13 protein-coding genes are annotated in these 19,305 nt (G+C 71.8%); 2 read left to right on the top strand and 11 right to left on the bottom strand.

The genetic code is table 11. From position 1 onward, the window contains the following. Positions 1 to 63: 63 nt before the first annotated feature. From ACFWRT_RS21440 to ACFWRT_RS21430, 3 genes are all read right to left on the bottom strand, one after another. Positions 64 to 1,197: a PQQ-dependent sugar dehydrogenase gene (locus tag ACFWRT_RS21440; protein WP_380950310.1), complete on the bottom strand. Its 1,134-nt coding sequence runs from the start codon at positions 1,195 to 1,197 to the stop codon at positions 64 to 66. A 186-nt stretch (positions 1,198 to 1,383) separates the two neighbouring features. Continuing rightward, positions 1,384 to 2,868, bottom strand: coding sequence for a peptidoglycan D,D-transpeptidase FtsI family protein (locus tag ACFWRT_RS21435; protein WP_380950311.1), 1,485 nt, complete (start codon positions 2,866 to 2,868; stop codon positions 1,384 to 1,386). 188 nt (positions 2,869 to 3,056) lie between these two features. Next, positions 3,057 to 3,902, bottom strand: a complete 846-nt coding sequence (locus ACFWRT_RS21430; protein ID WP_380950312.1) for an LLM class F420-dependent oxidoreductase — start codon at positions 3,900 to 3,902, stop codon at positions 3,057 to 3,059. Positions 3,903 to 4,035: 133 nt separating this feature from the next. Between ACFWRT_RS21430 and ACFWRT_RS21425 the strand changes: the two genes are divergently transcribed. Further along, positions 4,036 to 4,491 carry an SEL1-like repeat protein gene (locus ACFWRT_RS21425; protein ID WP_380950383.1) on the top strand — a complete coding sequence of 152 codons (456 nt, stop codon included), beginning with the start codon at positions 4,036 to 4,038 and terminating at the stop codon, positions 4,489 to 4,491. 104 nt (positions 4,492 to 4,595) lie between these two features. On the opposite strand, the gene ACFWRT_RS21420 is transcribed toward ACFWRT_RS21425, so the two are convergent. Next, the gene (locus ACFWRT_RS21420; RefSeq protein WP_380950313.1) at positions 4,596 to 7,427 is read right to left on the bottom strand and encodes a GNAT family N-acetyltransferase; all 2,832 of its coding nucleotides are present in this window, start codon (positions 7,425 to 7,427) and stop codon (positions 4,596 to 4,598) included. Positions 7,428 to 7,552: 125 nt separating this feature from the next. Here ACFWRT_RS21420 and ACFWRT_RS21415 point away from each other — a divergent pair, with 125 nt between their 5' ends. Next, the gene (locus ACFWRT_RS21415) at positions 7,553 to 8,281 is read left to right on the top strand and encodes a siderophore-interacting protein (protein WP_380950384.1); all 729 of its coding nucleotides are present in this window, start codon (positions 7,553 to 7,555) and stop codon (positions 8,279 to 8,281) included. Between the two features lie 22 nt (positions 8,282 to 8,303). Here the strand turns inward: ACFWRT_RS21415 and ACFWRT_RS21410 are convergent, their stop codons facing one another. The 7 genes from ACFWRT_RS21410 to ACFWRT_RS21380 all read right to left on the bottom strand — a co-directional run bounded on the left by ACFWRT_RS21410 (position 8,304) and on the right by ACFWRT_RS21380 (position 19,045). Beyond that, the gene (locus ACFWRT_RS21410; protein ID WP_380950314.1) at positions 8,304 to 9,884 is read right to left on the bottom strand and encodes an APC family permease; all 1,581 of its coding nucleotides are present in this window, start codon (positions 9,882 to 9,884) and stop codon (positions 8,304 to 8,306) included. A 238-nt stretch (positions 9,885 to 10,122) separates the two neighbouring features. Next, the gene (locus ACFWRT_RS21405) at positions 10,123 to 11,589 is read right to left on the bottom strand and encodes an aldehyde dehydrogenase family protein (protein WP_380950315.1); all 1,467 of its coding nucleotides are present in this window, start codon (positions 11,587 to 11,589) and stop codon (positions 10,123 to 10,125) included. Then, positions 11,586 to 13,325 carry an N-acyl-D-amino-acid deacylase family protein gene (locus ACFWRT_RS21400; protein ID WP_380950316.1) on the bottom strand — a complete coding sequence of 580 codons (1,740 nt, stop codon included), beginning with the start codon at positions 13,323 to 13,325 and terminating at the stop codon, positions 11,586 to 11,588. Before ACFWRT_RS21400 ends, ACFWRT_RS21405 begins: the two co-directional genes overlap by 4 nt. Positions 13,326 to 13,548: 223 nt before the next feature. Continuing rightward, positions 13,549 to 14,673 (bottom strand): LLM class flavin-dependent oxidoreductase, encoded by a 1,125-nt coding sequence (locus ACFWRT_RS21395; RefSeq protein WP_380950317.1) that lies wholly within the window; start codon positions 14,671 to 14,673, stop codon positions 13,549 to 13,551. A 111-nt stretch (positions 14,674 to 14,784) separates the two neighbouring features. Then, positions 14,785 to 15,570, bottom strand: a complete 786-nt coding sequence (locus ACFWRT_RS21390; RefSeq protein WP_380950318.1) for an SDR family NAD(P)-dependent oxidoreductase — start codon at positions 15,568 to 15,570, stop codon at positions 14,785 to 14,787. Between the two features lie 10 nt (positions 15,571 to 15,580). Further along, positions 15,581 to 16,489 (bottom strand): LLM class F420-dependent oxidoreductase, encoded by a 909-nt coding sequence (locus ACFWRT_RS21385; RefSeq protein ID WP_380950385.1) that lies wholly within the window; start codon positions 16,487 to 16,489, stop codon positions 15,581 to 15,583. A gap of 291 nt (positions 16,490 to 16,780) precedes the next feature. Beyond that, positions 16,781 to 19,045, bottom strand: coding sequence for a hypothetical protein (locus tag ACFWRT_RS21380; RefSeq protein ID WP_380950319.1), 2,265 nt, complete (start codon positions 19,043 to 19,045; stop codon positions 16,781 to 16,783). Positions 19,046 to 19,305 lie beyond the last annotated feature (260 nt).

Here is a 19,305-nt window from a genome sequence, read left to right as displayed (position 1 = left end):
CCCCAGCAAGGGTTCCGTCCTCAAACGCCGGACGGGCTTGAAGGGTGGGGTGGGCCCGGGGTCCTACGCCGCGTCCAGGCGGGAGATCGTGCCGCCTATCGCCAGCACGTACAGCTCCCCGTCACCCGCCTCCACGAACGAGATCACCTCGCCGCCCTGGACCCCCAGGTCGCCCTCCTCCGTCACCGCGCCGTCCTCGATGCGCAACGTGCGCAGCGTGCCGTCGCAGTAGTCGCTGAACACGTACCGGCCCGCGAGATCCGCGATCCCCTCGCCCCGGTAGACGAAGCCGCCCGTCACCGAGCAGCCCAGGCCGCTGCGGTCGTACTCGTGGACCGGGGGCACATGGTTCGCCGGCTCCGTGCCGCCGCGGAACGGGTGGTTGCCCTCCATCGAGGACCAGCCGTAGTTCTCCCCGCCCTTGCTGCTCGCGGGGGCCCAGTCGATCTCCTCCCACTCGCTCTGGCCGACGTCGCCGATGAGCAGGTCGCCCGTGCCCGTGTCGAAGGAGAACCGCCACGGGTTGCGGAGCCCGTACGCCCAGATCTCGTCCTTCGCGCCTTCCTGCGCCACGAACGGGTTGTCGGACGGGACGGCGTACGGCTCCCCGCCGGTCGGGTCGATCCGGAGGATCTTGCCGAGCAGCGTGTCCAGGTTCTGGCCGTTGCCGTGCGGGTCGCCGCCCGAGCCGCCGTCGCCGAACGCGATGTAGAGGTAGCCGTCGGGGCCGAACTTGATGTCGCCGCCGTTGTGGTTCGCGTACGGCTGCTCCTGGGTGAGGACCGTCCGCCGGGTGTCCGGCCGGAGATGGCCGTCCTGCACCGCGAACTCGTCGATGGTGCTGGTGCCGTCGAGGTCCGTGTACGAGATGTAGAAGTGCGCGAACTCCGGGTCGAACGCCACGCCCAGCAGGCCGCGTTCACCGTCGGTGGTGGTCTCGTCGGAGATGTCGAGGACCGGGTCGCTCAGGCCGTAGTCGCCCAAGATCCTTACGGTTCCGGCCCGTTCGGCTATCCAGACCTTGCCGTCCGGTCCGGCCGCGCCGGCCGACGGGCCCTGCGCGCGGGCCACTTCCGTCAGCACGACCTGCGCCGAAGGGCCGGAAGAGGGCTCGTCGGCCGATGCCGTGGTCAGCGTCAGGGTCACTGCGAGGAAGAGTGCGCCGACGATCGCCGAGCTTCTGGTGCGAACTTTCACCGTGGCCTCCTGGAGGCGGCGAGTGGGGGAGTTCACCCTGGCTGCTCGGGGCAGAGTTCGGTGGGGGTGCCCGCGCCAGCATGCAACCGGGGTGGGGGGCGTGTGCCACTGGCTACGGATGAGGGTACGGGGACGGGAGCGCATTGGCCTAGGCCAATGCGCCGACCAATTCCGTTGCGGGGCAAGCTACTTGCCCAGCGCCGCCTCCATCACCTTCTTCGCGATCGGGGCGCCGAGGCGGCCACCGGAGATGTCGGAGCGGGAGATGTCCATGTCCGTCGGGTCGATGAAGACGGCGACGGCGACCGAACGGCCGTCGTCCGTCTTGCCGTAGCTGACGAACCAGCCGTACGGGACCTCGTCGCGGACGTTCACCCCGCGCTGGGCGGTGCCCGTCTTGCCGCCGACCGTCACCCCGTCGATCAGGGCGCGCTGCGCGCTGCCCTCCTTCGCGGTGTGCTCCATCATCTCCTGGACCTTCTTCGCCGTCTCCGGCGAGACGGCCTGGCTCTTCTCCGCCGGGTTGTTCGTCTCCAGCGTGGAGAGGTCCGGGCCCTTCAGCTCCTCCACGATGTACGGCTGCATCAGCTTGCCGTCGTTGGCGAGCGCCGCCGTCACCATGGCCATCTGCATCGGGGTGCTCGTCAGGCTGCCCTGGCCCATGCCGGTGAGGGCCGTACCGGGCTTGTCGAGCTCGGCCGGGTAGAGGCTCTTCGTGGCGAGCATGTCGCCGAACTCCTCCGCGTACACGTCCTCGTTGAAACCGAACTTCTCCGCCGTCTCCCGCATCCGGTCCTCGCCCAGCTCGGCGGCCGCGTCGAGGAAGACGTTGTTGCAGGAGTACTGCATGGCGGTCTTCATCGACGCCTTGTTGCAGACGGCGTCCCCCGCCTCGCTGCCGATCTTGTTCCGGGAAAGCGGCAGCGGATACGGCGAGACCGCCTTCGTCGGCGCGTCCACGTCCGAGACCACACCGTGCTCCAGCGCCGCCGCCGCCGTCAGGATCTTGAAGGTCGAGCCGGGCGGGAAGGTCTCGCGCAGCGGGCGGTTGGCCAGCGGCTTGGCCTTGTCGTCGAGGAGCTTCTTGAAGCGGTCGCTCTCCTTGAACGAGATCCCGGCGAAGACCCCGGGGTCGTACGAGGGCGTCGAGACGAGCGCCAGCACCTTGCCGGTGCTCGGCTCCAGGGCGACGACCGCGCCCCGGGCGCCCAGGTCGGTCAGCCCCTGGTAGCCCGCCTTCTGCGCCTTCGGGTCGATCGTGGTGATCACGCTGCCGCCGCGCCTCGGCTCCCCGGTGAGGACGTCCTTGGCGTGCCGGAAGGCGAAGCGGTCGTCCTGGCCGCTGAGGACGCTGTCGTACGTCCCCTCCAGCAGCGAGGTGCCCTGGGCCTGGGAGGCGTACCCGGTGACGGGCGCGTACATCGGGCCCTCCTTCCAGGTGCGCCGGAAGGTGTAGTCCCTGCTCTCCGTCTCCTTCGAGCCGGTGATCGCCTTGCCGCCGACGATGATGTCGCCGCGCGGGGTGGCGAACCGCTCGAACCGGACCCGGTGGTTCTTCTCGTGCTGGGACAGCTCCACGCGGTCGATCTGCTGCAGCCAGTTCGCCCGCAGCAGCAGCCCCAGCATCAGGAGCCCGCAGAAGATGGCTATGTGCCGCAACGGCCTGTTCATTCCACTCCCCACCCAGGCGGGCCCACCGCCCGCACGCGCGCCCGAAAGCGCGTGCGGGCCGTGCCCACGTTTGCGATCCCCCGAGAGTAAGGATGCCCTGTCGGCGCCTGCGGTTGCACGGGGCGGTGCCAGGGGCGCCTCACGGGATGCCTCAGCGGGCCGCCGCAGGGGGTGCGCCAGGGTGTGCCTCAGAGGTACGCCGCGTATCCGTCCAGCACCCGCAGCACCTCCGGCTCGGCGGCCGGGGGGAGCTGGAGCACGACCTCCTCGATGCCCAGCTCCGCGTAGTGCGCGAGCTTCCCGGGGTCGGGGAGGACGGCATACGGCACCACCTGGAGCTCCTTCGGGTCGCGCCCCGCCTCCTCCCAGGCCGCCCGCAGCTTCGGGACGGACTCCGTCAGGCCCCGGCCGCCGATGGGCAGCCAGCCGTCCGCGTGCTCCGCGATCGCCGCGAACAGCTTCGGGCCCGCCCCGCCGCCGATCAGCGTGCGGGGGCCGACCACCGGACCGCGCGGTGCCTGCACCGGCTTCGGGAACGCGAAGCTCGCCTGGACCGACCCGAACTCCCCCTCGTACGGCGTCGGTTCGGCCGACCAGAGCGCCCGCATCAGCGCCATCCGGTCACGCGCCAGCTCCCGGCGCGTGGACCACGCGACCCCGTGGTCGGCGGCCTCCTCCACGTTCCAGCCGTAGCCGATGCCGAGCGTGAACCGGCCGCCGGAGAGGTGGTCCAGGGTCGCCACCTGCTTGGCCAGGTCGACCGGGTCGTGCTGGGCGACCAGCGTGATCCCGGTGCCGAGCGTGAGCCGTTCGGTGACGGCAGCCGCCTGGCCGAGCGCCACGAAGGGGTCCAGCGTGCGGCCGTACTCGCGGGGCAGGTCACCGCCCGCCGGGTACGGGGTGCGGCGGCTCACCGGGATGTGGGTGTGCTCGGGCAGATAGAGCCCGGCGAACCCGCGCTGCTCCAGCTCGCGCGCCAGCCGCACGGGTGTCACCGTCTCGTCGGTGAGGAAGATGGTTGTGGCGATCCGCATCGAGCACCTCCGTCGTCTGTACGGGGGGCCAAGGTATGCCGTACGCCGGAGAATTCCGAGACCATGTCGGCCCCGGCCATAGCCTGGGACCAGGACTGCGGGACAGGGCTGCGGGAGAGGACGTGGGATGGGAATGGGACTGGGCTTCTTCCTGCTGCCCGCAGGCGGGGTGCTGAGCCTGACCGGTGTGTGGCTGGGCAGCGACACGCTGATCAACCTGAGCTGGATCATGTGGGCGGCCGGGATCCTGCTGCTGATCGCTCAGCGCTACCGGCGCCCACCGGACCCCCGGCAACTGGCCGTCGCCGCTGCCGCCGGGGACGCCCGCGCCGTACGGGGGCTGCGCACGCTCGCCCTGGACGCGCGGAGCCAGGGGCGGCCGGACGCCGCCGAGCGGATGCTGCGGCAGGCGGTGAAGGCCGGCGACGTGGAGTCGATGTGGGAGCTGGGCCGGCTGGTCCAGGAGCGCGAGGGGCTGACGGCGGCGGAGCCGTGGTTCCGGATGGCCGCCGGGCGCGGTCACGTCGTCGCGCGGCGGCTGTTCCAAGCGGGCGGCGAGCTGAACCGGGACGGGACGAGCCCGCTGTAGCCGTACGCGGGGCCCGCTGTAGCCGTACGCGGGGCCCGCTGCAGCCGTACTGCGTACTGCGTGCTGCGTGCTGCGTGCTGCGTGCTGCTACAGCGGGCCCCTTCTCACGCCAGGCCCAGCGCCGCCCGGGTCAGGAACGCCAGCCTCGCCGTCTTCTCCGGCTTCTCGATCTCCGGGCCCAGCTCGAAGCCGACCCGGACCATCCGCGCGAGCGCCTTCTCGTTGCGGGCGTCCGGCTCGACGACGACCCGCAGGTGGGCCGGGTCGCTGAAGACATAGCCGATGAACGCGGTGAGCAGGGCGTCGGTGTACCCCTTCACCGCCCCCGCCCCCGCGCCCTCGCCCTCGGCGGGCGCGATCAGCAGGTGGATGCCGAAGTCCCCGGGCTGTACGTCGTAGCACTCGCCCACCGGGTCGGCGTCCGGCTCGTACGTCTGGAAGAGCGCGGCCGGGACGCCGTCGCGCAGCGCCAGGTAGGCGTGGTGGGTGGGGAGCGAGTCCACGAACTCGTAGATCTCCTGGACCTGTTCGCGGGTGTGGTCGGCCATGCCCCAGAAGCGGGCGCGCTCCTCGGTGACCCAGCCGTGCAGCAGGTCCGCGTCGGCCGCCGGGTCGACCGGGACGAGCCGGACGACGCCGAAGCCCTCGACCTTCTGCTCGTGGACGGCGGGACGCAGGGCCGGGACGACGGTGGACACGGTGGGCTCGGGGGTGGTGGTCATGGTGGTGGTGCTCTCCTCGGTGCGGTGCAGCAGGTTCCAGTCCGTGGTGACGGGGGCCGGCCGGCCGCTCGCCCACAGGTCGCTCTGGTCGCGGTGGTGGGCGGAGCCCGGTACGCCGGACGCGCCGAACGGCACCACCCAGAGGCTGTCCTCGCGGCGGGCCAGGTCCCAGACGTACCGGGCGGCGGGGCCCCGCGCGAAGAGGTCGGTGATCCCGGGGACGCTGGAGGTGGAGAGCACGCAGTCGTGGTCGCCCGCGAGCCCGGGCCACACCTCCTCGGAGGCCGCGCCCGGCAGCGCCTGCCAGGGCGCGACCCGGTGGACCTCGCCCCAGGGGAGCGGCGCGTCGCGGTTCGCGGCCACCGCTTCGGCCGAGGCGGCGACGATCGCGAGCCGGTCCTCGTACGGGAGGAGTCCGACGGTGAGCAGGGTCTCCAGGGCGTAGCCGATCCGGGGGACGGCGGCGAGCCAGGGGCGGAAGAGCGGCGGGTACGCGGGCGAGCGCCAGGGGTCGGCGTCGCCCGTGACGGGCCGCAGGGCGGGGTGGGCGGCCAGACGGTGGACGACGTCCGCGCGGAGCCGGGAGTAGAGGGTGGCGGCGGTGCTGTCCGCGTCCATGTGGCGGTCCCAGCGCAGCAGCCGGTCCCGGAGGCGTTCGGCGTCCGGGCCGAGGTCCGGGGCCCAGGCGAGCAGGGAGAGGAGCTGCCGGGAGGAGGCGAGGCGGGTGTCGGTGTGGACGGCGGCCATGTCTCCGGCGGACCAGGGCGGGCCGGTGAGCCCCCTCGCGCCCGCGCCCGGGGGCGTGCCGAGCAGCTCCCGTATGCGGTGGGCCCGGTGCGGGGGCGCGAACTCGATGCCGAGGGGGGCGGCGAGGCCGCGCTCGTTGGCCATCACGGCGGTGCCGGTGGCGGTGTCGACCTCGGTACGGGGCGTGGGCTCGGCGCCCTCGCGCCAGGCGTACGCGGGATCGTGCGCGGGGACGACCCGCAGCCGGTTCTCGTGACTGCGCACGGGGACGTGCCCGGCGACCCGGTGCAGGGTGGCCCCGGTGGTGTCGGCGGCCAGGACCACGTTGACGGGTTCGACCCAGCCGTCGAGGGCGGTGTCGAGGTCGGCGACGGTACGGGCCCGGAGCAGCGCGGGCAGGACGTCGAAGCCGAGGTCGCCGGTGACGCGGGGCGGGTAGCGGAGGCTGACGACGACGGGAGCGTCGGCAGAATCGCCGTCGGCCTCACCGGTCACGTCCCCGATGATCACCGGCCCCCGGTCCGTCTCCACGATCTCGACCGTCTCCGGCTCTCCCCCGGCAACCTCCACGGTCTCCGTGTGGGCGTGGACCCGGTACCAGCCGTCCGGGCCGAGCGCCTCCACGCCGCCGTCCGCCGTGCGGCGCACCTGCTCGCGGTAGAGGTCCTGGTAGTCGGCCATCGCGTTGGTGATCGCCCAGGCCACGCCGCCCGCGTGCCCGAAGTGGGCGATGCCCGGGACGCCGGGGACGGCGAGGCCCACCACGTCGAACTCGGGGCAGGCGAGCCGGATCTGCTGGTAGACGCCCGGGTCCTCGATGAAGCGGTGCGGGTCGCCCGCGATCACCGGGGCACCGGTGGTGGTGCGGGCGCCGGTGAGCAGCCAGCCGTTGGAGCCGGAGGTGCCGGGGCCGTCGGTGGCGAAGAGGGTCGCGCGGTCGTCGCCGAGCCTGCGGGCGACCTCTTCACGCCAGAGTTTGGTGGGGAACCCGGCGAAGAGGATGTGGGTGGAGAGCCAGACGCCGAGCGGGGTCCAGGGCTCCCAGCGGCCCGGGGCGAGCCCGGCGGCGGCGAACTCCGGTGCGCGGGCGGCCCCCTCGGCCAGCCCCGCGTTGACCCCGTCGACGTACGCGCGCACCCAGGCGGCGGTCTCGGGCGTGAGCCGCTCGTAGCAGCGGCGGGCGGTGTCGGCGAGCCGGGCCCGCCGGGCGAACCGGTCCCAGCCGAGCGCCTCGGCCCCGAGGTACGCGGCGGTCGTGCCGAGCACCCGGTGGCGCTCCGTCTCCACCTGCCAGGCGCGGTCCAGGGCGGCGTTGTGGCCCTGGGCGCGGGCGAGCGCGAGCGCGCTGCCGGCCCGGAGGTGGGGTATCCCCCAGTCGTCCCGGAAGACGTCGAAGCCCTCGGACTCCTTAGGACTGCTTTCGGCGCCCGTACCCGGTCTCTCGCTGTCGACGTCAGCGGTCGTCATCGCTCTGCCCCTCCCCTGCTCCCGGTGGTTTTCAGCCACTCCCCAGCCCCCGGAATTTAGGTTAGCCTAACCAAAGTGACCCTTTGGGCAGTGGGCCGGGGCACCAAGGGAGGGTGGGAGACACCGTGGGTCATGGCTGGGAAGGCGTCGTACTCAAACTGTTCCGGGGGCGGGATTTCACGTTCACCGTGACCGGCGCCGAGCAAGTCACCGACCGGTTCCGCCGGGTGCACATGACCGACGGAGGGCTGCTCGCCGCGACCGGCGGGGCGCACCCCACGATGTGGGTGCGGCTCTGGTTCGAGAAGGACGGCAAACCGCACCAGCGCGCCTACACCCTGGTCGACCCGGACCCCGAGGCCGGGACCTTCAGTCTGGAATTCGCCCTCCACGAGGGCCCGGCGTGCGACTGGGCGAAAGCCACCGCGCCCGGCGACACGATCGACGCGACGCTCCAGGGCACCGGCTTCACGCTGCCCGACCCGGCGCCGAAACGGCTCTTCGTGATCGGTGACCCGGCCGCGCTCCCGGCGATCAACTCGCTGCTGGACGCGATCCCGGAGACCCCGGCGACGATCTGGTTCGAGTCCTCGGACGAGGAGGACCGGAAACTGCCGTTCCGCCTCGACGAGGCCCACCACACCCTGCACCACGTGGAGCGCCGCGAGGGCGGTGCGCACCTGGTCGCCGAGGTGAAGGCGGCCCTGCCGGCACTGCTGGGGGACGACCGCTCGGACGCGTACGTCTGGGTGGCCTGCGACACGTCGACCACCCGGACCCTGTCGGCCTACCTCCGCAAGGAGCTGGGCCTGCCCAAGGACCGGGTGAACGCGCTGGGTTACTGGCGCCCGTAACCGCGGAGAAGACCCGGAGACCTCAGTCCTCGACCACGAGGGCCGGGGTCTCCTTCGTCAGTACCTGACCCCGGAAGAACGCCGGGCTGCGGCGCTCCATCGCGACCATCAGCACCACGCCGAGGAGCAGCAGCCCCACCCCGATGACGAAGACCGAGCCGACGCCGAAGACCGAGGAGCCGGAGCCGTACGCCGGGTCCCACATGTCGTAGAGGGTCTTGGCGAAGACGGCGGCGAGCAGCAGGCCGCCGGCGGCCGGGAAGAGGCCCTTGAAGACCAGGTCCCGTGCGGAGCGGGTGAGTTCGGCGCGGAAGTACCAGACGCAGGCGAAGGCCGTCAGCGCGTAGTAGAAGCAGATCATGAGGCCGAGCGCGTAGATGGTGTCGATCAGGACGTGCTCGCTGATCAGCGTCATCACGGTGTAGAAGACGCCGGTCCCGACGCCCGCCGTGACCGTCGCCCGGCCGGGCGTCTTGAAGCGCGGGTGGACCTTGGCGTACGAGGCAGGCATCGCCTCGTACGTCGACATCGCCAGCACCGTGCGGGCGACCGGGATGAACGTGGTCTGGAGGCTGGCGGCGGCCGAGGCGAGGACGGCGACGAAGAGCAGGACGCCGAGGCCGGGGCCCATCACCGGTCCGGCGAGGGCGGCGAAGACGTTGTCGGAGGTCTCCGGGTTGGCGAGGCCGAGGCCGGAGGTGCCGGAGCCGACGGCCATCTGGGCGGCGATGCCGGTGGCCAGGTAGGAGCCGACCAGGACGACCATCGCGATGAGCGCGGCGCGGCCGGGAGTCTTCTCGCTGCCGGTGGTCTCCTCGTTGGCGGTCAGACAGGCGTCCCAGCCCCAGAACATGAAGATCGAGAGGGAGAGACCGGCGGTGAAGGCCGCGAAGGACTGGACGGCGAACGGGTTCATCCACGACCAGGAGAAGTCGAGCGAACCGGCGAAGCCCGCGTCGCCGCTGCCCGCCTTGGACAGGGCCATCGTCACGAAGAGCGCGAGCACGGCGAGCTGGAGTCCGACCAGGGCGTACTGGACGCCCTTGGTGGCCGTCATCCCCCGGTAGCTGATCGCGGTGGCGGCGGCGATGAGCGCGAGGCAGGTGCCGATGTGGACGAGCTTGTTGTCGTCCAGCGCGGCGACCGACGCGCTGTTGGTGACCTCGCCGGCCAGCAGCCAGAAGTACGAGGTGGCGACGCCCGCCAGGTTGGAGAGGACGATGATCGTCGCGATGACCAGGCCCCAGCCGCACATCCAGCCGACGCGCGGGCCGAACGCCTTCACCGTCCAGGTGAAGGAGGTGCCGCAGTCCGGCATCACCCTGTTGAGCTCGCGGTAAGCGAAGGCGACGAGCAGCATCGGCAGGAACCCGGCCAGGAAGACGGCGGGCATCTGCACGCCGACCTCACCGGCGGTGGAGCCGAGGGTCGAGGTGAGGCAGTAGACGGGGGCGACGGTGGAGACGCCGATGACGGCGCTGCCCATCAGTCCGACGGAGTTCCCGCCGAGCCCCTTGCCGCGTACGCCCCCGTCACGGCCGTCGGCCGGGGCGCTTCCCCGTACCGTGTCTCCGGCCTGTGGCCGCGCGTCCAGCTGAGTCATGAGAGGGACGTTATGCGCTGCGATATCCACATCCGGAGGGTGAGACTCCGATGTCTCACCCTTGGTTACATCGGCCGACCCTTGATGAAGACTTCATGAATTCAAGGTCACATACACGCATGGCCTTGCAATGCATGCCGGTCACGTGACGGTGGCCACGTACGGTAATCGCAGCACTGTCCTTTTTGTACCGTTTCAAAATTTTCCCGCGCCCGGTGGGAGGGGAGCGGGAGCGTGGTCATCCGGGCCAGACGATCGCCTGCGTCTCGCTGTACGCGTGCAGCGCGTACGAGCCCACGTCCCGGCCCACGCCGCTCTTCTTGAACCCGCCGAACGGGGCCTCCATGTTCCGCCCGACCGTGTTGACGCCGACCCCGCCCGCGCGCAACCGCCGGGCGATCCGGAAGGCGCGGGCCACATCGCCCGACCAGACGTAGTCGATGAGGCCGTAGTCGCTGTCGTTGGCCAGCGCGACGCCCTCCTCCTCGTCGTCGAAGGGGACGACCACGACGACCGGCCCGAAGATCTCCTCGCGGACGACCCGCAGGTCGGGGGTGCAGTCGGCGAGGAGGGTGGGGGCGACGTAGAAGCCCCGGTCCAGATGGGCGGGGCGGGCGCCGCCGGTCACGACCCGGGCGCCCTCCTTCCGGCCCAGCTCCACGTACGCCTCCACGCGGTCGCGGTGGGCGGCGGAGATGACCGGGCCGACGACGGTGGTCCGGTCGGCGGGGTCGCCGACGGTGAGCGCGTTCGCGTACGCGGCGAGCGCGGCGATCAGCTCGTCGTGCCGGGACCGGTGGACGAGGACGCGGGTCGGAGCCGTACAGATCTGTCCGCTGTAGAAGGAGAAGGTCGTCCCGATGCCGGCGACGGCGGAGCCCAGATCCGCGTCCTCCAGGACCAGCGCGGCGCCCTTCCCGCCCAGCTCCATCAGCTGCCGCTTCATCCCGCGCCCGCACACCTCCGCGATCCGCTGCCCCACGGCGGTGGAGCCGGTGAAGCTGACCATGTCGACGCCCGGGGAGTCCACGGCGGCCTCACCGGCCTCCGCGCCCGAGCCGGTGACGACGTTGACGACCCCCGGCGGAACACCGGCCTCCGCGAGGGCAGCGGCCATCCGGTAGACGGAGAGCGGGTCCTGCGGGGCGGGCTTCACGAGGACCGTGTTGCCCATCGCGAGGGCAGGCGCGACCTTGCCCGCCGGGTTGGCCCAGGGGTTGTTGTACGAGGTGATGCAGGTGACCACGCCGACCGGCTGCCGGACGGCCAGCGCCCCGAAGACCCCGGCCCGCCCCATCGGACCGGCCTCGTTGATCTGCGGCGCGATCGCCTCCTCGACGGGCTCCAGGGCGCCGCGCGCGTACCGCCGGAACCGGGCGGCGCCGACGGCGACCTGCATCCCCCGGGCGGTGGAGGCAGTGGCTCCGCTCTCGGCGCGGGCGAGGTCGGCGTGGGCGCGGAGGTCGCGCTGGATGAGGTCGGCGGCGCGGTCGAGCATGGCGGCGCGGTCTTCGGGCCGGGTGCGCGACCACGGGCCGAAGGCTTCGCGAGCCGCTGCGGCCGCCTCGTACACCTGGGCGCGGCTCGCCTCGGGGGCGAGGCCGACGACCTGTTCGGTGGCGGGGTTCACGACTTCGTAGTGTCCGTGGGCGGGCTCGACCCACTCGCCGCCGATGAAGAGCTTCCCGGGGTCATGGTCGCTCACGCGGTACTCACCGTCCGGGTGTCGCGGCCCGAGCGCAGCACCGTCCCCGGCACCGCCCCCGTCACCTTGTCGTCGCGCAGGGTCTCGACCCCGTTGACGCGTACGGAGACGATCCCGACGGCCTTGGAGTCCAGGCGCGGGCTGTCCCCGGGCAGGTCGTGGACGAGGGTGGCGGGCCCGGCGTCGATCCGCTCGGGGTCGAAGAGGACGAGGTCGGCGTGGAAGCCCTCCTCGATCCGGCCGCGTTCGCGCAGCCCGAAGAGGCGGGCGGGGTCGTCGGTGAGCATCTTGACGGCTGCGGTGAGGGGCACGAGCTTGCGCCCGCGCAGGCAGTCGCCGAGGAACCGGGTGGTGTACGGGGCCCCGCACATCCGGTCCAGGTGCGCGCCCGCGTCGGAGCCGCCGAGCATGACGTCCTCGTGCTCCCAGGTGCGCTGCCGCAGCGCCCAGGAGTCCGGGTCGTTGTCGGTGGGCATGGGCCACAGGACCGTACGCAGGTCGTCGGCGGCGCAGATCTCGACCAGGCAGTGGAAGGGGTCCTGGCCGCGTTCGGCCGCGATGTCGTTGACGACGCGCCCGCCGAGCCCTTCGTTGGCGGCGCTGTACGTGTCCCCGATGACGTACCGGCCGAAGTCCGCGAGACGGCGGAAGACCCCGGCCTCCCTGCTGTCGGCGCGGCGGAGCATCTCGGCGCGGGTGGCGGCGTCCCGGAGGCGTTCGATGCGCGCGGGGACGGGGAGCGCGAGGATCTCGCCCCAGCCGGGGATGAGGTTGAGGGCGCAGAAGGTGCCGAGGGACATGTTCATGGGGGTGAGGATCGGCATGGTGAGCGCGACGATCCGCCCGCCGGCCGCGCGGGCGCGTTCGCTGGGGATGAGCTGGCGCGGTACGCGTTCGGGGACGGCGGCGTCGATGGTGAGGACGTTCCAGTTGAGCGGGCGTCCGGCGGCGGCGGTCATATCGACGAAGAGGTCGATCTCCTCGTCGGAGAACTGGTCCAGGCACCCGGCGACGATCGCTTCGAGCTGCGTCCCCTCGTGCTCGCCCACCGCCCGGGAGAGGGCGAGGAGCTCTTCAGGGAGGGCGTGCCGGGAGGCGACGGGCTCGCCGTCGCCGTCGGCGTGGGTGGCGGACTGGGTGGTGGAGAGCCCCCAGGCGCCGGCGTCCATGGCGTCGTGGAAGAGGGCGAGCATGGCGTACATCTGGGCCGGCGTGGGCTGCCCGCCGACGGCGTCGGCTCCCATCACATGCCGCCGCAGCGCGCAGTGCCCGACCATGAACCCGGCGTTGACGGCGATGCGGCCTTCGAGGGCGTCGAGGTACTCGCGGAAGGTGGACCAGGTCCAGTCGACGCCCTCCTCCAGGGCTTTGAGCGCCATCCCCTCGACCCGGGACATCATCCGGCGGGTGTAGTCGGCGTCCTCGGGCCGGTCGGGGTTCAGGGGCGCGAGGGTGAACCCGCAGTTGCCGCCGGCGACGGTGGTGACGCCGTGGTTCATGGAGGGGGTGGCGTAGGGGTCCCAGAAGAGCTGGGCGTCGTAGTGCGTGTGCGGGTCGACGAAGCCGGGGGCGAGGACGAGGCCGTGGGCGTCCTCGGAGGTGACGGCCTCCTCGGTGACGGTCCCCGGCTCGGCGATGACGGCGATGCGGCCGGCGCGGAGGCCGACGTCGGCGGTGTAGGCGGGGCCGCCGGTGCCGTCCACGACGGTGGCGCGGCGGATGAGGTGGTCGAGCATGACGGTGTCCCTTCTTCGGTTCGGACAGCCGGGGTACGTACGCTTTCGGCCGCGGTACGTACCCCGGCTCACCGGGCGACGGTCCGGGAAGACGCCGCCCAGCCTCGGTGAGGGCTCCGCCCCCACACCCCCGGCGCGGAGCCCTGAAATCCAGCCCCGCCGACGTTTGAGGCGCGGGGCTCGGGGCGGAGCCCCGACGTGGGCCCGCACCCCGCCCGGCGGCTCAGCCCACCGCACCCCGGAACCGTGAGGTCCGATGCACGGGATCCGTGTCGATCTTCGGAATCACGTGCTCCCCGATCAACCGGATCGTCGTCATCGTGTCCTCGGGACTCACCCCGATCGGCAGCCCGAAGCTCAACTGATCCGCCCCCGCCTGATCCCACCGCCGGCACTGCTTCAGCACCTCATCGGGATCCCCGCAGATCATCAGCTCCTCAGCGATGAGCAGCTCCACGATCTCCTCCGTGTACTCCGGCAGCAGCTCCGGCCACTCCGGAATCCCCTCCGGACGGGGAAACGTGTCGTGGTAGCGGAACAGCAGCGACTGCAGGTAGTTCAGCCCGCCCCCCACCGCGATCCGCACCGCCTCCGCATGCGTCTCGGCGCAGATCGCCGTGGACGTCACCATGACGTTGTCGTTGACGAACGCCCCCACCGGCTCGGCGTCCTTGACCGCGTTCTTGTAGGACTCGACGACCCACTCCATGTCGGAGACCTTCTGCACGCTGAAGCCCAGCACCCCGAGCCCCTTCTTCCCCGCCATGGCGTACGAGGACGGCGACCCGGCCGCGTACCACATGGCCGGGTGCGCACCCCCGTACGGCTTCGGCAGGATCTTGCGCGGCGGAAGGGACCAGTGCTTGCCCTGGAAGCCGACGTACTCGTCCTGGAGCCACATCTTGGGGAACTCGGCGATCGTCTCCTCCCACAGCTCCTTCGTGTGGTTCATGTCGGTGATGCCCGGCATGAACCCGAGGATCTCGTGGCTGCCCGCCCCCCGCCCGGTGCCGAACTCGAAGCGGCCCTCGGAGAGGTGGTCGAGCATGGCGACCTTCTCCGCGACCTTCACCGGGTGGTTGACGGGCGCGAGCGGGTTGAAGATGCCCGAGCCGAGGTGGATGCGGTCGGTGGCGTGCGCGAGATAGCCGAGGTACACGTCGTTGGCGGAGAGGTGCGAGTACTCCTCCAGGAAGTGGTGCTCGGAGGCCCAGGCGTACTTGAAGCCGGACTTGTCCGCCTGGATGACGTACTCGGTCTCCTCGATCAGCGCCTTGTGCTCTGCCTCGGGGTCCACCTCGGCACGCGCGGCGGGCACGTACCCCTGGACAAAGAGCCCGAATTCCACGGAGGTTCACCGTCCTCAAGTTTTTCTGACGCATCGTCAGATTGTGATGCGACCGACTGTTCCACCGCCACCGCGACCCGTCAATAGCTGACGAGTCGTCAGGTAACACGACTAGAACGGACTCACCCCCGCCAGCCACCCCCCGTCGATGACGAACGGCTGCCCGGTGATGTACGAGGAGTCCTCGCCGGTCAGGAAGAGGGCCAGCGCCGCCACCTCCTCGGGCCGCCCGATCCGGCCCATCGGCACGAGCTTGCGGTAGTACGCGTCCAGCGCCGCGTCCGACCGGCTCAGGTCGGCGTCCGGGTCCAGCAGGGCCGGGTTGCTCATCGCCGTGTCGATCGCGCCCGGACAGATGGCGTTGACCCGCACCCCCTTGCCGGCCAGCTCCATCGCGGCCACCTTGGTCAGCCCGAGGACGGCGTGCTTGGTCGCGGCGTACGCGCCGACCAGGGGCATCCCGGTCAGACCGGTGTACGAGGACGTGTTGACGATCGTCCCGCCGCCCGCGGCCTCGATCTCCGGCGCGACGGCGCGGATCCCGAGGAACGCACCCGTCATGTTGACCCGCACCACCTGCTCGAACTCGGCCAGCGGGGTGTTGACCAGCTCGTTGAAGCGCAGGATGCCCGCGTTGTTGACGAGCCCGTCGATCTTCCCGAAGGCGTCCCTGGCCACGGTCACCGCCTCGGCCCACTCCTCCTCCCGCCCCACGTCCAGCCGAACGAACCGAGCGGTATCGGCTCCCAACTCCGCTGCCAGCGCCTCCCCTTGCTCGACCAGCACATCGGCGACGACGACCCGCGCGCCCTCCGCGGCGAAGAGCCGCGCCTCCTGCTCGCCCTGCCCGCGCGCCGCCCCGGTGACCAGGACGACCCGCCCGTCCAGCTTGCCCATGCCGCGCTCCCTACTGGTTGAGGTACGGGGCCACGTCCGCACCGAACGCCGCCATCTGATCGGTCAGTTCGTCCACGCTCCGGCTCCGGAACCGCACCTGGATCTGGTGCACGCCGATCGCCGCGTACTCCCGCAGCGACTCCGCCAGCTCCTCCGGCTTCCCTTTGAGCGTCCGCCGCCCCACGGACCACCCGGGCTCACCGACGTACAGCGGTTCGGTGATCGCCCCGATCACGATCGGCTCCTGGTCCCCCGCCTCCGCCCGCAGGGCGTGCACCCGGGCGATCTGCGCGGGCAGCCGGTCCCGGGCATCGCCCTGCGGGAGCCAGCCGTCGCCCCGTACGGCCGCCCGGCGCACGGCGGCGGGCGACGAGCCGCCCACCCAGATCGGCACCTTCTCCCGTGCGGGGCGCGGCAGTTGCCCGAGGCTTCTGAACGAGAACCGTTCCCCCGCGAACTCCGGGTACTCCTCGGGCCCGAGCGCCGCCCGCAGCGCGTCGATGGACTCGTCCAGCACGCGCCCGCGCCCGTCGAAGTCCGCCCCGACCGCCTCGAACTCCTCCCGTACGTGCCCGGCGCCGACGCCCAGGATCAGCCGGCCGCCGCTGAGGTGGTCGAGGGTGGCGTACTGCTTGGCGGTGACGAGGGGGTGGCGCAGGCCGACGACGGCGACATGACTCATCAGGAGCACGCGCTCGGTGACCCCGGCGAGGAACGCGAGCGTGGCGACGGGGTCGTACCAGACCGTGCTCATCCCCTCCGCGAGCCGGCGCGGGATGGCGATGTGGTCGCAGCTCGCGATGTAGGCGAAGCCGCCGCGGTCGGCGGCCCGGGCGATGCGGACGAGGTCGGCGGGGGTCGCCGCCGCCTCCCAGGGCTCGGCGTAGAGGGCGCTCTGCGACTGGACCGGGAGCTGCATCCCGTACGCCAGCGGCCCGTCGGCTGACGGCAGCGACGGTATCGACCGTAGCGACGGCGGTGTCGGCGGCGGTATCGGCGGTATCGGCGATGTCGGCGGTATCGGCACGGCGGCCTCCTTCCCGTGCGCCCCCGGGACGTTGCCCGCCCCGGGTGGCGGCCGCCATCGTCGTACCTGACGGACCATCAGACAAGAGGTGGCGGGCCGGGGGACGGCAAAGGCCCCCGTCGCCCGGACGCGTGGAGGCGTCCGGGCGGCGGGGGCCCGAGGGATCGAACCGAGCGTCAGACGTCAAGGTGCTTGGAGCGAGATCCGGACCGGCGTGGCCTGCGGCGCCGATTCGGTTCCGTCGGCGGCCACGGCGGTGACCAGGTAGTAGTAGGTGGCCCGCGCCAGACCGGTGTCCGTGTAGGTCAGCGCCGTCACGTCCGAAGCGATGCGGTGCTCAGGGGTGAGGACGTCCGACTCGGACGTGGACCGGTAGACGTTGTACGAGACGGTGGCACCCTGGTCGCACGCTCCCGCCGCCGCCCAGGTGAGGCGGGCGGAGCTCGCGCCGTCCCTGCTGCCCGCGGTGATCCGGGGCGTGGCCGGAGTGGTCATGACGGGGCAGGCGATGGTGGCCTCGGCGATCGGCGAGAAGTCGGACCACATGCTGCGCTTGCTGACAGCACGCACCACGTAGCGCCATGTGGTGCCGGCGGGCACGCCCACGTCCGTGAACGTCGTCCCGCTGATCCGCGAGGAGATCGCGGTGGCCGACTCGGGGTTCGTGGAGGCGGTGCGGTAGACGTAGTAGCCGGCCACATCGGCCGACGTGCTCGCGGTCCACTCCACCTCGACGTTGCCGCCGTCCGCCGTCGCGGTCAGCGAGGCGGGCGCGGCAGGCTTCTCGTTGACCGGGAGGCGCTTGCCGTAGACGGTGCCGTAACCGGGTTCGGGCATCGGCGAGACGTTGCCGGCCGCGTCGACGGCGCGGACGGTGTAGCCGAACTGCACGTCCGCCGGGGTGCTGGTGTCCAGGTACGTGACGTCGCGTACCACGGCGACCTGCTCCCACGCGCCGAACATCGGCTTGCGCAGGACGAGGTAGTGGTCGGTGTCGTCGGTGTTGGCGTGCCAGGAGATGTGCACACCATCGGTGCCGTTCCACGCGTCCAGGCCGTACGGCATGCGCGGCGGGGTGACGTCGCCGGTGCGGGTGGCCGAGGCCGTCGCCGACGGGCCCGACTCCGTGCCGCCCGTCGCGACCGCCCTGACCTGGTAGTGGCGCACCTGCCCGACGGGCGCCGTGTGGTCCTCGTAGGCGAGGCCGGTGACCGGGGTCCCGGTCAGCCGGGTCCACGGGCCGGTGGCCGCATCAGCGGCGTAGACGTGGAAGCGGTGGGCCGCGTCCCCGTGGTACTTCCAGCCGACGGTGTTCCGGTCGACCCAGCCGTAGGCGGAGACGTTCGTCGGCGCCAGGGGCTCGCCCTCGACCGCGACGAGCTGGACGGGCGCGGAGTACGCGGAGGCGTTGCCCGCGCTGTCCAGGGCCCGCACCCGGTAGGAGTAGGTCGCGTCTGCGGCGGCGCCGTAGTCCGACAGAACGGTGCCCGGACTGAACGAGAGGAGGGAGAAGGGCCCTCCGGGCGCGGAGGACCGCTGCACCTCGTATTCGGTCGCCCCGTTCACCGGCGACCAGGTGATCCGGGCGACGGACCCGTCGCGCGTGGCGGTGAGGCCGGTCACGGCGGCGGGGGCCGTCCGGTCGGCGCTGACGACGCGCTTCACGCCGGTCAGCGGGGAGAGGTTGCCGGAGCGGTCAAGGGCACGCAGGACGTACTCGTACGTGTCGCCGGTGGCCGGAGGTGCCTCGGTGAAGGTGGCACCGGTGACCGGCTTGGGGGTGCGCCGGCTCCAGGCGTCGCCGCTACCGGTGCGGCGGTAGACGTGGTAGCCGGCCAGGTCCAGCTCGTGGTTGCGGGACCAGGCCAGGGTGGCCTTCAGGGTGGCCGCCGCGTAGCCGGCCTTCAGCCCGGCCGGGGCCAGCGGGGCGGTCTTGTCGGCCTTGCCGGTGACGGGCTGGTGGGAGAAGGCGATGTTGGCGCGGCCGGTGAAGGCGGCGAAGTCCACGCGCAGGGTGTGGACCCCACGGGGGACGGTGACGCGGACGGTCTTCTTCTGGTCCTTGGAGACGTTGCGCCACAGGTTGATCTTGCGCGAGCCGTCGAGGTGGACGCGGACGCCGTCCTGGGCGGCGACCGTGAGGTCGAACGAACCGCCGGAGCCGAAGTCGCGGGTCATGCTCCAACGGACGCCGAAGTTGTCGCGCGGCAGCTTGACGCCTGCGGGGTCACCCGTGCCGTAGTTCTCGGCGATGGCGGTATCGCAGACGGTGGCCTTCGGGGTGCCGGTCAAGGTGGTGTTGGCGTAGAACTGGGCCTTCCACACGCCGGCCGAGCATTTCACGGCCGCCTGAGCGGTGGTGGGAAAGGCGAGTCCGGTGAGGGCGGTGGCCAGGGAGAGCACGGCCGCACCGGCGGTCCGGCGCGCCGCACCGAGGGATCTTCGCATCTGCTGAACGTCACTCTTTCGATCGGGAGATGGGCGTACGTCAGGTACGCCGGGCCGATCGTGTCATTCGTGATATCGCTCGCGACAGGGAGTTTGGGCGGAATCACGCCAACCACTTGTACGGGTGGTGCAGTTGCGGCCAATTCACCGGCCGGGGCCCGGCATGGCCACCGACATGGGCGGCCCATGGCGTTGATCACAGGAAAAGCACAGCGCTGGAGAGCAACTGCCCCTTTTCGCTCTCTCTGTCTGCCGGCGAG

The sequence above is a fragment of the Streptomyces cyaneofuscatus genome, assembly GCF_042718795.1.
Lineage (GTDB): Bacteria > Actinomycetota > Actinomycetes > Streptomycetales > Streptomycetaceae > Streptomyces > Streptomyces cyaneofuscatus_A.
Note: the sequence above shows the minus strand (reverse complement) of the source record. Positions and strands in the feature narration are given on the sequence as shown.

Bases quoted from the DNA above. Each gene is read 5' to 3' on its own strand.
- ACFWRT_RS21410 (WP_380950314.1), bottom strand. From the start codon at position 9,884: ATGACTCAGCTGGACGCGCGGCCACAGGCCGGAGACACGGTACGGGGA.
- ACFWRT_RS21430 (WP_380950312.1), bottom strand. From the start codon at position 3,902: ATGCGGATCGCCACAACCATCTTCCTCACCGACGAGACGGTGACACCC.
- ACFWRT_RS21385 (WP_380950385.1), bottom strand. From the start codon at position 16,489: ATGCAGCTCCCGGTCCAGTCGCAGAGCGCCCTCTACGCCGAGCCCTGG.
- ACFWRT_RS21390 (WP_380950318.1), bottom strand. From the start codon at position 15,570: ATGGGCAAGCTGGACGGGCGGGTCGTCCTGGTCACCGGGGCGGCGCGC.
- ACFWRT_RS21380 (WP_380950319.1), bottom strand. From the start codon at position 19,045: ATGCGAAGATCCCTCGGTGCGGCGCGCCGGACCGCCGGTGCGGCCGTG.
- ACFWRT_RS21420 (WP_380950313.1), bottom strand. From the start codon at position 7,427: ATGACGACCGCTGACGTCGACAGCGAGAGACCGGGTACGGGCGCCGAA.
- ACFWRT_RS21425 (WP_380950383.1), top strand. From the start codon at position 4,036: ATGGGACTGGGCTTCTTCCTGCTGCCCGCAGGCGGGGTGCTGAGCCTG.
- ACFWRT_RS21435 (WP_380950311.1), bottom strand. From the start codon at position 2,868: ATGAACAGGCCGTTGCGGCACATAGCCATCTTCTGCGGGCTCCTGATG.
- ACFWRT_RS21400 (WP_380950316.1), bottom strand. From the start codon at position 13,325: ATGCTCGACCACCTCATCCGCCGCGCCACCGTCGTGGACGGCACCGGC.